This is a genomic window from Opitutaceae bacterium (assembly GCA_041395105.1).
GTDB lineage: Bacteria > Verrucomicrobiota > Verrucomicrobiia > Opitutales > Opitutaceae > B12-G4.
In genome coordinates this window covers 106,379-119,773 of the sequence record JAWLBB010000001.1, presented here as the reverse complement: position 1 = coordinate 119,773, position 13,395 = coordinate 106,379, and the positions used below count along the sequence as shown (strand labels likewise).

Here is a 13,395-nt window from a genome sequence, read left to right as displayed (position 1 = left end):
TCATGTCTCCGCCAGTTGCTCGAGTTTGAGGGCGGCGGCCTCCCATTCGACCGTCGCCTTCTGGATCTGATCGGCAATTGCGGTCAGCTCCCGATTGAGGTGAAGGGCCTTGCCCGCCTCGGTGTAGGTGGCGGGATCTTCGAGGGACGCCGTGATCTCCGCCTGCTGGGCCTCGAGTTCGGCCACCACCTTTTCGAGCTTGCTGACTTCCGAACGGAGGCGCCGGACTTCCTTGGGGTTGGCCTTGGGATGGACCTCCTTTTTCTCCTCGACCTCCGGCCCCGGCGGACGGGCGTCGGCAAATCCGGCGGTCAGAGCGGCCCGCTCGTTGGTGGCCTTTGACTTGTCGAGGTAGTAATCGTAATTGCCGGCGTAGGGCGTGAGGCGGCCGGAGTGAACGTGCAGAACATCGAGAGCCAGGGCCTTGATCAGGTAGACGTCGTGGCTGATGAAAATGAGAGTGCCGCTGAACTGCTTGAGGGCATGAACGAGAGCGTCGATCGAGGCGATGTCCAGATGGGTGGTCGGCTCGTCCATCAGGAGGAAATTGGGTGGGTCCACCAGCATGCGGGCAAGGGCGAGCCGCGACTTTTCGCCACCGGACAAGACCGAGACCGGCTTGAAGACGTCGTCCTTGCGGAAGAGAAAAGCCCCGAGGAGGGTGCGGGCCTTCTGCTCGGTCAGATCGTTGGCGGAGGTCCGCAGTTCCATCACGTTTTCCAGGACGTTGGCCTGGGCATTCAGACTGTCGGTCCGGTCCTGGGCAAAGTAACCGGCGGTGACATTGGCGCCGAGTTCGCGTTCGCCTGCCTGGATCGGAATGACTCCGGCGAGGATCTTCAGAAGGGTGGACTTGCCGGCACCGTTCGGGCCCACCAGGACGGTGCGCTGGCCGCGTTCCGCCACGTAGTTGAGGTCGCGGTAGACCACGTGATTGCCGTAGGCCTGCCGGACGTTTTCCAGCTTGATCACCTTGAGGCCGGAGCGGATCGGCTGGGGAAACTTGAAGTGAATCTTCTGGAGATCATCCTCCGGTGCATCGATGGCATCGTCCTTCAGGCGATCGATCTGCTTTTCCTTGGACTTGGCCCGGGTGGCGAGGGAGGCCTTGGCCCCGAATCGATCGACAAACTTCTGGAGATGGGCGATTTCCCGCTGCTGGTTCTTGAAGAGGGATTCCTGCTGGCTTTTTCGGGCCTCCTTTTCGATGAGGAAGTCGTCGTAGTTGCCGGTGTAGCGGTGAAGGCGGCGACCGCGCAGCTCGAGGATTCCGTTGCAGAGGGCGTTGAGAAAGGCCCGGTCGTGGGAGATGATGAGGAGCCCCCCGGGGTAGTTCTGCAGGTAGTCCTGGAACCAGAGGAGGGCTTCCAGGTCGAGATGGTTGGTCGGCTCGTCGAGGAGGAGGAGCGAGGATTCGCTGGCGAGAAGCCGGGCCAGATGGGCGCGCATGACCCAGCCGCCCGAAAAGGAGCGGGCTGGTCGATCGAAGTCCGATTCCTTGAAACTGAGCCCGGCCAGGATCTTCTTGGCCCGGGGCTCGAGCGTCCAATCGATGTCCCAGTCATCGGGATTGTCGCTCTCCAGGTCCATCATGTGCTCACCGGTGGCGATCTGGAGGATGGTCTCGTCGCCGGTTGGGGCGCTTTCCTGGGGAAGAAAGCCGAAGTCGGATCCGCGCTCCCAGGTGATCGTCCCGGTATCGCTGGACTCCTCGTTGCGGATCAGGTTGAAGAGGGTGGATTTGCCCACCCCGTTGGCCCCGACCAGGCCCAGCCGATCGGTACGCGCGACAAAGAGGGAGATATCGGAGAAGAGTTCGCGCGCTCCGTAGTGCTTGGAAACATTGGCCAGGGTGAGCATCGAAAACCTCCACCAAAGCCGATGGAGGCCTCCGGGGTCAAGCTCGAGGGGTCGATGGAGTATGACTGGGATGAACGCATCGAGTGAAGAGCCGGCCGGACGTGGCAGCTTGCCGCTGCGTAACCTCTCGTCTGAAAGTCCCAAGGTTGGCCCTATGGCGGTCTTCGGGACTCATTCGGACGGCACCGCATAGACCTCCACCAAGGCGGTTCCAACGGTGCCGTGGGCGCCGGAGACCACTGCGGTGTAGGCTCCGGGCGCAAGCGAGATAAGAATCGCGGCATCCTGGCTGTCATTCGCGAGAGCAAACGCTCCAATCGTTTGTGACACCGAAGCGATTTTCTTGTAATTGTCGGCATCGGACCATTTCTCGTTTCTTGCCAGGATGGTGGAATTGGCCGACCTCAAAGTGATGATCGGATCCGTGAGCGTGTCTTGGACTCCATAGGGCACGAGCCCCGGACCGATGGCCCTGACGAGAAAGGTCTGTGGATTGCAACCTCCGACCACAAATCCCGGAATGAGGACATTTTCGCCGAGACCGACGTTCGCCCGGGCCGAAAGATTGGTGAGAATGGTGTGCGTGGTGAAGTCGCCTTCAAAAATCTCGGCGATTGCGATACCCGATTCCGCTCCATGACCACTGATCCGGGCGGTATAGGTTCCCGGATGGATGGCTATCAGGAGTGCCGCGTCGGTGTCCCCCGAGTCTAGAGGAAAGGTGCCGAGAGCCAGCTCCAGATTACTCAGATCGGTGGATCGAATGTCGCGGTAGTTGTCATTCTCGGTCAGCATTTCATTCCCCGAGCGCAATTGGAGGACCGGGTCAGCAAGGAAATCTGAAACCCCGAACTGGGCCAGTGCAGGACCGGCGCCCCGGATCAGAACAGATGCCGGGTGTTCTCCCGCCAGGACGAATCCGACGATGACAGCGCCTTCCTTCCCGCCTGCCCGGGCCCGCAGCGACAGGTTTCTCAAGCGATCTTCGGATGCCGGAGGTTTGACGAGGGTGTCATCCACAATGACTCGGGCTTCCTCACTGGGAAGCGACCGACCGTCCCGCCAAATCTCGACCCTGAAGTCGGCAACACCCGCCGTATCACTTGGGCTGATATTGAAAAATGGCTGGTTGAGCCAGTGGGCAAGCCTCCCGTTTCGGTACCAGACATAGCTCACGCCTTCGGTCTCATCAACAAGGACTCCGAGCCGGCCTGGTTCGCCTGGCGCAAGCACCATTGACGTAAGATGCCGGGTAATGGAGGGAAGTGGTCGCGGCATGATGCTGACGCGTGCTGGAAGACTCGTGACCTGACCGGCCGTATTGGAGACGATCACGTGGTATAATCCTGCATCCTCCATCCGGCTGATCGGGACTTCGTAGGTGAAAGGGTCAGCTCGATCAGTGATCATTTCGCCGTCTCTGTACCAAGAAATGGAGAGTGGTTGGGTCGCGTCAGAATTGGTGGCAAAGCTGAGAGAGAACGGCTCTCCCGCCATGACTTCAACTTCAGATAGTTGGGTCGTGATTTCGGGACCGACCGGCTTGAGTGATCCGCTCTGAAAATGAAACTCCAGGACGGCTGATCGACCGGTGGCGATGATCGTTCCGTTTTCGTCGGGTGCTGGAAATTCGGAGAAACGAACCACGATGAGTTGGCCGATCATGTAGGTGAATGGGGGAAGGCTGAGCCGTTCCTCATGGAGGCTTTCGGTGGTTCGCGGTCCGTCTTTCTGGTCGAAGGCGGTCAAGTATTGGCCAGCGAGGGGAGATTCATGGATGATTTCCCCTGAAGCATTGGTGATCCTCAGTTGGTAAAGGTCCGATTCCAAGGAGTCGGCCCCGAGATCCCATCGGATTGTCGTCTCTAGGGGATCCGTCAGGTAGCTGATTTCGTTCAGATTGGTGATCCGGGGCATCGGAGGGTATCTGTCGGCATCGAGATGGAAGTCGAATCCTCGTTTCAACTCTCCGCCCAACTCGATTCTGTAGACACCTGGAGGGTAGGCATCGTCGGATTCCCACAGTTGGTCAAATGACCGAGTTAACCAGAAGTTGAGGGAATCCGGATGGTCGAAATTGGTTGTGCCCTTAGAATCCCTGAGCAGAGCTTCGGTCAGGGCGAATTCCGAAAGTCTGACGTGAAAACTGACGACCGCAATCGGTGCCTCGATGAGGTCGTTTGAAAGCTGCCGCGCATAGGCGAAACGGACTACACTCACCGACGCGGGGTTGGGTGCGGTGCCGGCAAGTCCGATTGCCGTCGTCATCACTGCCACGGCACCGATCACGGCTCTTCTTCCAGTCGCGAGTAAGTTGCGTGTCAGTGGCCCGCCGCTTGTCATAAGAAAGAGCAATGCTAGCCGGATTCTACTATTAGTCAATATGCTGACGATCTCATCGGAACAGATTGGATCGTCCTTCGTCAGTTGGGCCTGAACGGGGATTGCATCTCGGCTTTGCCGAGAGCAACAGGAACGCCCCGCCGGTGAGGGCGGGGCGTTCCTGTTCTGCGAGATTTGGGTAGACCGCTAAGATCAGGGCGCGGCGCGGTCCCAGTCATAGACCTCCACGATGCCCACGCCGGCGGTCGGGCCGTCGTTCTGAAGGACCACCGTATAGGCCCCGGGCTCGAGGGTGACGAGGAGGGCGGATTCGTAGAGATCGGATGGAAGGACTCCGCCCTGGGCCAGGATGTCGCGATTCTGGGTCGGCAGGGCGATGATGTCGTCATTCTGGGCGACGAGGTCGGCCCCCTTGCGCAGCTTGATCGAGGGGTCCGAGATCGGATTGGCGATGCCGTATTGGGCGAGGCTCGGTCCCTTGGCCGTGATCGCGACTGTCTTGGGATCGGTGCCGTCGATGACAAAACCGCCGATCATGACGCTTTCTCCGGAGCCGACGATGCCGCGGGTGGAGATATTGAGCAGCCGGGAATCGCTGGCCTCACTGTCGCCGGTCAGGAGATCCCAGTCGTAGACTTCGACCAGGCCGACTCCCGCGGTGCCTCCATTGTTGGTCACCCGCACGGTGTAGGCGCCGGGGTCGAGGGAGACGGCCATGCCCGGCTCGGCCGGGTCGCCCGGAGCAATCCCGGTGCCGACGAGGGCATCGCGCTCGACTGCATCAAGTTCCGCAAGTGAATCGTTCGTCCCGATGACGGTTTGTCCCTGGTAGAGGGCGATTTTCGGATCGCTGATGGCGTTGGTGATGCCGAATTCCGTAAGGCTGGGGCCCTTGGCGATGATGGCGACGGTCCGGGGACCGGTGCCGGCGATGACGAAACCGCCGATCATGACTGTCTCCCCGGAACCGATGAGACCCCGGGTGGAGATATTCAGGAGGTTCCCGTCGCCGATGGTCGGCGAACTGACCGAGAAATAGGCGGTCGAGGTCAGCTGGGTGGTCTCACCGATGGTGATGCGGACGGAGTAGGTGCCGGTATCGGTCTGATCAACCGAGCCGAGAACATAGGTTGGGCCAGTGGCGCCGTTGATGGCGACGCCGTCCTTGAGCCACTGGTAAGCGGTCCCGCCGAACTCGGCCACATCGACCCGGAGGGTGACCGATTCGCCGGTATTCACGGATTGGGCACCGGGTTTGGAGTCGACGTAGGGGCTGACCACATCACCGAACGGAAAATCAGGAATGAAGTCCGGCGCATCGGTCGGAATGTAGGCGGGCGGGTCGCCCGGGGTGAAATCCGGAAGGGGACCTGCGAAGAGGGCGGTCGCGGCGAGAAGCCAGGCGAGGAGCAGCGAAGCGGCGGATTTGGACGGGCGGAGCGCGTGCATGGCAGTAAAAGAGGATCAGTTGGAGATGGCGAACCACTCCTGGGTGGAGAAGTCGTAGAAATGGCGGGGTTCCCGGCTGCCGGCTTCGTGGAAGATCCACGACTCACGGTTGCGGGAGTAGAGATGGGGGTAGATGCCTTGGCCGGTATGGACCCATCCGAGCGAAGGCTGGTAGAGCCATAGGTTCTTCTCATCGGTTCCCTTGACATAGAGGAACCCGTGTTCGCGGTGGTAGATCCAGGGAGCCCGATCGTCGCGAAAGGCACCGAACCAGGGTGAATTCTTCCAGCCGCCTCCCAGAGTGGTCAGTCCCTTGAAGGGAAGGAGGTCGTTGGAGGGGGCCGCGCCGTTGAAGTCGGGCGGGATATCCTCACCGGTGACCACGCCGAGTGGGGCGTAGTCGTCGAAGCCCGGGAAGATTTGACCGAGCCTTGGATTCTCGAGACGGCGGATGACGATTTCGCTGAGGATGCGCCGGTAGTCATTGGTCGGGGCGAGGTCGGCATTATCGTAAAGCTGGTCGGGGTGAAGACCGGGCCAGTCGCCGTGAACGCCCCCGATGACGTTGCCTCCCATCACCATCATGAGATTTCCGGTGCCGTGGTCGGTCCCCCGGCTGGCGTTTTCACGGATGCGCCGCCCGAACTCGCTTTGAACAACGACGGTGGTCTTGCCCATGAAATTGGCAGCCCCTTCGCCGTTCAGGTCCTGATAGAGGGCAGCCAGACCGCTGCAAAGAGTGTTCAGCTGACCACCGATGTAGCCGCCGCCGTCGTTACCCTGTTCCTCGTGGGTGTCCCAGCCTCCCAGATCAACGGTGACGACCCGAAGGCCGACCTGGATCTTGATCATCTGGGCGATATTCTGGAGTTGGCGGCCGAAACTGTTGTTCGGATAAACAGCCCCGTTCGACGGGGCGTAGGCGCCGTCGAGGTAGGTCCCGATGATATCGGCGGCATTGAGGGCCTGGACGCCGGCATCGTGGATGCGGCTGTCTTCGAGATTGAAGAGGCGGCGCAGGCTGGTCTTCTGCCGGTCGACATAGAACCAATGACCGGAGTTGATCCCAAAGCTGTTCAGGCCATCGAAAGTCAGGGTGTCCCTGTCGCCCCGAAGGGAGGTCGGCTGGATACTGCTGACCGACATCGAGGGCATGAGGATTTCCGGAGGGATATTGTCGGCGGTCTTCAGGTGCCGGGTCAGCCAGCCGTCGCGGGCCGTTTTCAGGCCGGGAGTGCCCAGTTCCATGAATTCCTGGGCGTCGAAATGGCTGCGGGTGCCGTTCGCCATGCCGATGGCCTGGATGAAGGCGAGCTTGCCGTCCTGGTAGATGGGGTGGAGGGCCGCGGCCTGGGGGTTGAGACCCCATGGGGCATCGAGTGGCAGGGCCTTGTTGTCACCGGTGGTGGCGAGCTTCAGATTCGGCCGGTAGGACTCGTAATGCGCGCGGTCCGGGCCATCCATCGGTCCGACCAGGCTCAGGCCATCAAGTCCGCCGCGCAGGAAGACGACGATGAGGACCTCCTCATTGTAACCGGGTTCGTCCGGGGCGGCGATGGCGGCATAGCCCAATCTGGCTCCGGACATGGCGGCGATCCCGGAGCAGCAGCCTTGAATAAAACCTCGACGTGAAACGTACATGATGGTGGTGGGTTGGAAAGGTTGATCGGTCGTTCAGCGGCGGAGGAATTCCGGTGCCATGGTGATGAGGGCGATCATGGCTCGGAGGCGCTCATGGGTGCCGGAGTCGGGATCGAGTTTGAGGGCGAGATCGGGGTTGGTGCCCGCTCCCATGAAGGTGACGATCTCGTCGCGTCCCGCGGCCGACATCGGTCGGCCGAGAATCCGGTTGATCCAGTAGTCGGCCAGTTGGTTGGCACTGCGGGCGCCGGTCGGGGTTGCGCCGAGAACGTCAAGGACGAGTGTGTTGTCGTCATGCCTCGACTCCGAAAAGCGGTTGAGGGCGCGCCAGGACATGATGAGAGACGAGGAACTCAGCCAGTCCTCGCGGTTGTCCGGAAAGCCGTCGGGGGTCTGCCATCGGAAGATCGGGTGCCCGGTGATCCGGGCGTAGTAGGTGAGATCGTTGCTGAAGCGATCATCCATCCGGATGGTATGGCTCAGGCCGCAGGCCCGCAGGGTGGAGCAGATCGTTTCAAACGGCCTTTTGGACTTCTGGCCCCAGGTATTGCGGAAGGCCTGGGAAAGCAGGATCGCCCGGGTGACGCGTTTGAGTTGATCGGGTGCGTCGATGTTGGCGGAAAAAACGGCCGCGGCTTCGGCGACAACGTCTTCGGGCGGGTTGTCGGCGATCAGGCGCTTGCACAGTTTGCGGGCGATGTGGCGGGCGGTGCCGGGATGGCGGGCGATGAGGTCGTAGACCAATTCGCCGTCGCGGAGCGGCGCCTGATCGGCCGGCATCATCTGTCCGAGAACCGTCTTCTGGAAGCGGTCATGCCGGTCCGCGCGGTAGAGAAGGGTTCCGGTGTCGAAATCAATGGTCCATCCCGTGAAGGCCCGGGTGGCTTCGTAAACGTCGTCATCGCAGTAGCCGAGCGGGCGGCCGCTGCCATCCTTGGGGACGTCCGCCTGCCGGCCGACACCGTAATAGTGGGCCACGCCGAGACCGTGCAGTTCGAAGAGTTCCCGGGCGTAGTTCTCGTTTGGTCCGGCATTGGTGCTCTTGAAGTTGTCGAGGTAATAGAGCATGGCCGGATGGGTGCCGACCGCCTCGAGCATCTGGCGGAAATTGCCGAGCATATGACCGCGGATGACGTCACGGTCGTAGCTGACCCAACCGGGGGCAATCTGGGAATTGTCGGCGTAGATATTGAAGTGGTTGTGCCAGAAATCCGCGAGAACCTCGGAAAGCTGTCGTTTCGAGAAGATGGCGCGTGTAAAAGCGGCCCGTTCGGTTTCCCAGAAGGGAAGCTGCCGGATGTTGTAGTCCTTCCCGAAGTGATCCGCCCAGAGTTGGGGGTGGGGCTTTTTCAGGGTGGTGTATCCGGCCTCCTCGAGACGGGTTTCCAGGGCGCTGTCGTCGATCGAGGCGGGGTTGAGCTGCTGATCGACGTAAGCGGCGAGGCGTTGTTCATCGGTCGAACCGAGCGCGTTGAAAGCGGCGACATCCCCGTCCCGGGGGCCAAAGCCCATCCGGTTCAGTGCGATGACCGCCAGGGACGGCGGATTCCCGCTGTTCCCGGAGCCGCCGGGTTCGGCTGCGGCCATCGGGTGGGCGAACGCGGTCGGCGTGGCCTCCCGGGTTTCACTGAAAGCCTGCCGGTGGGCCGGGGAGCGCATGGGCACCAGTCCTTTGGGAATGGGGGGGAGTTCAGCCGCCGCGGCCCGTTGGTTGAGCAGCCCGACCACGGGCAGGCTCAGGAGACTCGCCTTCAAAGCCATTTCGAGGAAATCCCTCCGGTCGGCCGGCGCCGGTCTGTCGGGGGCCGGCTCCGCCGTGTGGCGGCGACAGCGGCACTGGCCGTTGCAGGATTCGGTTCGGCCGCAGGTCTGGCCGGCCGGGTCTTTCTTCGTGTCTTGTGTCAATACCATGGTGCAGATCTCCCTTTCCCGGAGCCTATCGGCGGGAGACTGCCGCAAGATGAACGAATATTCGGAATCAGTATTTCTAAACACCGGCCTGATGAACCGGTCGGCCAGGTTGCGCATCGATCGGTCGAAAAGGCTCCCTTGGACTGGGGTGATCGCCTCAGGGAGGAAAGGGGGACTTCGCAGGAGAACGCTTGACGGGTCCCCGGTTCTTCCTTGTGGGTTATGGCTTTTCGCTTTCCATTGATCCATGGCGAACGCCTACAACGAGAAAAGCATCCGAACCCTCGAATCGCACGAGCACATCCGCCTGCGTCCCGGCATGTATGTCGGCAAGCTGGGCGACGGGACCAGCCCGGATGACGGCATCTATGTCCTTCTGAAGGAAGTGGTCGACAACTCGATCGACGAGTACGCCATGGGTTTTGGAAAACGTATCGAAATTTCACTTACAGACAAGACCGTGACCATCCGTGATTTCGGACGGGGAATTCCCCAAGGCAAGCTGGTCGACGCGGTCTCCCGGATGAACACCGGGGCGAAGTACGATTCCGAGACCTTTCAGAAATCGGTCGGGCTGAACGGGGTCGGGACCAAGGCGGTCAATGCGCTCTCCGCCCGTTTCCAGGCCGAATCCTTCCGGGACGGCAAGGTCAAGCAGGCCGAATTCTCGGAAGGGCGCCTGGTGCGGGAACACCGGCTGGCCCCGACCAAGGAGCGGGACGGCACCTGCATTTCCTTCGTCCCGGACGAGGCGCTTTTCGGTCCTTTCAGTTACAAGCGTGAATACATCGAGGAAATGCTCTGGAACTACGCCTTCCTCAATACGGGACTGACCCTGGTCTTCAACGGGAAGACTTTCCGTTCGGAGCGCGGCCTTCTCGATTATCTCGAGCACAACCAAACGGGTGATCTGCTCTATCCGGCCATCCACCTCAAGGGGGATGACATCGAGATCGCCTTCTCCCACGGAAGCCACTACGGCGAGGACATCGCCTCCTTCGTCAACGGACAGAACACGACGCAGGGCGGCACCCATCTGGCGGCATTCCGCGAGGGCATCGTCAAGACGGTCAGGGAGTTCTTCAAGAAGGACTACGACGCGGCCGATGTGCGGGCCTCGATTGTGGCCGCGGTCTCCATCCGGGTTCAGGAGCCGGTCTTTGAGTCGCAGACCAAGGTCAAGCTCGGGTCGGCCGAGATGGGACCGGGCGGCCCGAGTGTGCGCAACTTCGTGGTCAGTTTCCTCAAGAGCGAACTGGACAATTACCTCCACCGTAATCCCGCCACCGCGGAGGCCCTGCAGAAGAAGATCCAGACCTCCGAGCGGGAGCGCAAGGAATTGGCCGGGATCCGTGACATCGCCCGGGATCGGGCCAAGAAGGCCAATCTGCACAACAAGAAGCTGCGCGACTGCCGGGTTCACCTGAATACCAGGGACAAGAAGGCGGAAGAATCCTCGATCTTCATCGTGGAGGGCGATTCGGCTGCAGGTTCCCTGACCGCCTGTCGCGATGTGGCGACCCAGGCCGTTTTCGCCCTGAAGGGCAAACCGCTCAACACCTACGGGCTGAGCAAGCGGGTCTGCTACGAGAACGAGGAGTTCAATCTCCTTCAGGCCGCCCTGAACATCGAGGATGGTCTCGAGACATTGCGTTACAACAAGGTGATCATCGCGACGGACGCCGATGTCGACGGCATGCATATCCGGCTGCTCCTGATTTCGTTCTTCGTCCAGTTCTTTCCGGACCTGATCCGCAACGGTCATCTCTCAATCCTGCAGACCCCCCTCTTTCGAGTCCGCAACCGGAAGAAGACGCTTTACTGTTACAACGAAACCGAGCGCGACCGGGCGCTGGAGGCCTTGGGCAAGACGGCTGAAGTGACCCGGTTCAAGGGTCTGGGCGAAATCTCCTCGGGCGAATTCAAGGATTTCATCGGCGAGAACATCCGACTCGACCCGGTCACCCTTGCCCAGGTTCATGATGTCGACCGGTTGCTCGCCTTCTACATGGGCAAGAACTCCGCCGAGCGGCAGGAATTCATCATTGAGAATCTCATGGTGGAGAAGGATCTGATCAACGCATGAAGCGGAAGCGGACGAAGAAAGGGGAGGAATCGCTCGAGTTGCCCTTCGGAGACGGCCAGGCTCCGCCGGAAGCGTCGGATCAGCCCATCCCGACCGATTTTCCGGGTGAGGAGGAGGAGGTGTCTGACCTCTCGGGGGAGGACGATGGCCCGGTCGCGGACCGGGGAGGGACCGGGACCGGGGGCGCCCTCTTGGCCGGGCAGTACCGCAACTGGTTTCTCCAGTATGCCAGCTACGTCATCCTCGACCGGGCGGTCCCGCACCTGGATGACGGCCTGAAGCCGGTCCAGCGGCGCATCCTGCAGACCCTCTTCGAGATGGACGACGGCCGCTTTCACAAGGTGGCCAATATCGTGGGACAGGCCATGGCGCTCCACCCTCACGGAGATGCATCAATCTGCGCGGCCCTCGTCGCGATGGGTCAGCGGGGTCTGCTCATCGATCCCCAGGGCAATTTCGGCAATTCGCTGACCGGGGACGGAGCGGCCGCCTCCCGCTACATTGAGGCCCGGCTGACGGCCTTTGCCAAGGACGTGCTCTTCAATCCCAAGACCACGGTCTGGCAGGCTTCCTACGACGGACGCAAGAAGGAGCCGGTCACCCTGCCCGCCAAGTTCCCCCTCCTTCTCGTCGACGGTGCCGAAGGGATCGCGGTCGGCCTCTCGACCCGCGTTCTTCCACACAATTTCAACGAATTGATCGATGCCTCGATCGCCTGCCTGCGGGGCGAGCCCTTCCAGCTTCTTCCCGACTTCCCGAGCGGAGGCCTCGCCGATTTCGCAGCCTACAATGACGGACTGCGCGGATCCCGGGTGCGGGTGCGGGCGCGGATTGAACAGCCTTCCAAGTATGTCCTCGCCATTACCGAGCTTCCCTTCGGCACGACGACCACCTCGCTGATCGATTCGATCATCAGTGCCTCGGCCAAGGGCAAGATCAAGATCCGCCACATCGACGACAACACCTCGGAGAAGGTCGAGATTCTTGTCCATCTTCCGCCGGGGACCGACACTTCGAACGCGATTGACCAGCTCTATGTCTTCACCGACTGCGAGGTCAGCCTGGCTCCGAACGCCTGCGTGATCGACAACGACAAGCCGTTCTTCACCACGGTGAGCGAGATCGTCCGTCGCAGCACAGCCCGCACCGTGGGCCTGCTCAAACAGGAACTGGAGATCCGTCTCGGGGAGCTCGAGGATCGCTGGCATGCGGAATCCCTGGAACGGATCTTCATCGAGGAGCGGATCTACCGGCGTATCGAGAAATCAAAGACATGGGAAAGTGTCCTGGAGGAGATCCGGATCGGCCTCGAACCTTTCCTCGACCGCCTGCGCCGGCCGGTGACGGAGGAGGACATCGTGCGCCTGACCGAAATCCGGATCAAACGGATCTCGGCCTACAACCGTTTCCAGGCGGAGGAGCACATCAAGGGGATCGAGAAGGAGATCAAGGATGTGAAGCGCAATCTCCGGCAGTTGACCGACTACGCCATCGCCTGGTTTGCCGGTCTGAAGGAGAAGTACGGAAAGAACTGTGAGCGCCGGACGAAAATCGAGACAATCGAGGCGGTGGCGGCGGCGGAGATCGCCCTCGCGACGGAGAAGCTCTACGTCAACCGGGCAGAGGGCTTTATCGGGACCGGTCTGCGCAAGGATGAATTCGTCTGTGACTGTTCCACGCTCGACGATGTCGTCTGCTTCATGGCGGACGGCACCTTCCGGGTATCACGGGTCGGCGACAAGGTTTTCATGGGAAAGGAGATCATCCATGTCGCCCTCTTCAAGAAGGACGAGACTCCGGTCTATTCGATGGCTTATCTGGACGGGGGCTCGGGCAAGACCCTCGTGAAGCGATTCAGTATCTCCGGGGTCACCAGGGACAAGGTCTACGACCTGACACGTGGCCAGGCGGGCTCAAAGATCCATTTCTTCGAAGTCGGCGAGGAGGCCAGCCCTCCGGTGGTCAAGGTGCGGCTCTCGGGCCGGTGCCGGGCGCGGATCAAAGAGTTCGAGTTCGATTTCGCGACCATCGGGGTGAAGGGACGGGGTGCGGCCGGTAATACCCTGACCCGGTGGCCGGTGCTTCGGATCAGCTGAAGCGGACGG

The 13,395-nt window shown here is 61.2% G+C and carries 7 protein-coding genes; 2 read left to right on the top strand and 5 right to left on the bottom strand.

What is annotated here, in order from left to right:
• From R3F07_00505 to R3F07_00485, 5 genes are all read right to left on the bottom strand, one after another.
• The gene (locus tag R3F07_00505; GenBank protein MEZ5274840.1) at positions 1-1,860 is read right to left on the bottom strand and encodes an ABC-F family ATP-binding cassette domain-containing protein; all 1,860 of its coding nucleotides are present in this window, start codon (positions 1,858-1,860) and stop codon (positions 1-3) included.
• Positions 1,861-2,031: 171 nt separating this feature from the next.
• On the bottom strand, positions 2,032-4,128 hold the full coding sequence (locus R3F07_00500; protein ID MEZ5274839.1) for a hypothetical protein: 2,097 nt from the start codon (positions 4,126-4,128) through the stop codon (positions 2,032-2,034).
• 267 nt (positions 4,129-4,395) lie between these two features.
• Positions 4,396-5,652: an immunoglobulin domain-containing protein gene (locus R3F07_00495; GenBank protein ID MEZ5274838.1), complete on the bottom strand. Its 1,257-nt coding sequence runs from the start codon at positions 5,650-5,652 to the stop codon at positions 4,396-4,398.
• Between the two features lie 15 nt (positions 5,653-5,667).
• Entirely contained in the window at positions 5,668-7,293 is a 1,626-nt protein-coding gene (locus tag R3F07_00490; GenBank protein MEZ5274837.1) for a DUF1501 domain-containing protein, read from the bottom strand.
• A 33-nt stretch (positions 7,294-7,326) separates the two neighbouring features.
• Positions 7,327-9,204, bottom strand: a complete 1,878-nt coding sequence (locus R3F07_00485) for a DUF1800 domain-containing protein (protein MEZ5274836.1) — start codon at positions 9,202-9,204, stop codon at positions 7,327-7,329.
• A gap of 247 nt (positions 9,205-9,451) precedes the next feature.
• On the opposite strand from R3F07_00485, the gene R3F07_00480 reads away from it, so the two are divergent.
• Positions 9,452-11,290, top strand: coding sequence for a DNA topoisomerase IV subunit B (locus R3F07_00480; GenBank protein MEZ5274835.1), 1,839 nt, complete (start codon positions 9,452-9,454; stop codon positions 11,288-11,290).
• On the top strand, positions 11,287-13,386 hold the full coding sequence (locus tag R3F07_00475; protein ID MEZ5274834.1) for a DNA gyrase/topoisomerase IV subunit A: 2,100 nt from the start codon (positions 11,287-11,289) through the stop codon (positions 13,384-13,386). The genes R3F07_00480 and R3F07_00475 overlap by 4 nt, the downstream gene beginning before the upstream one ends.
• The last annotated feature ends 9 nt before the right edge of the window (positions 13,387-13,395 follow it).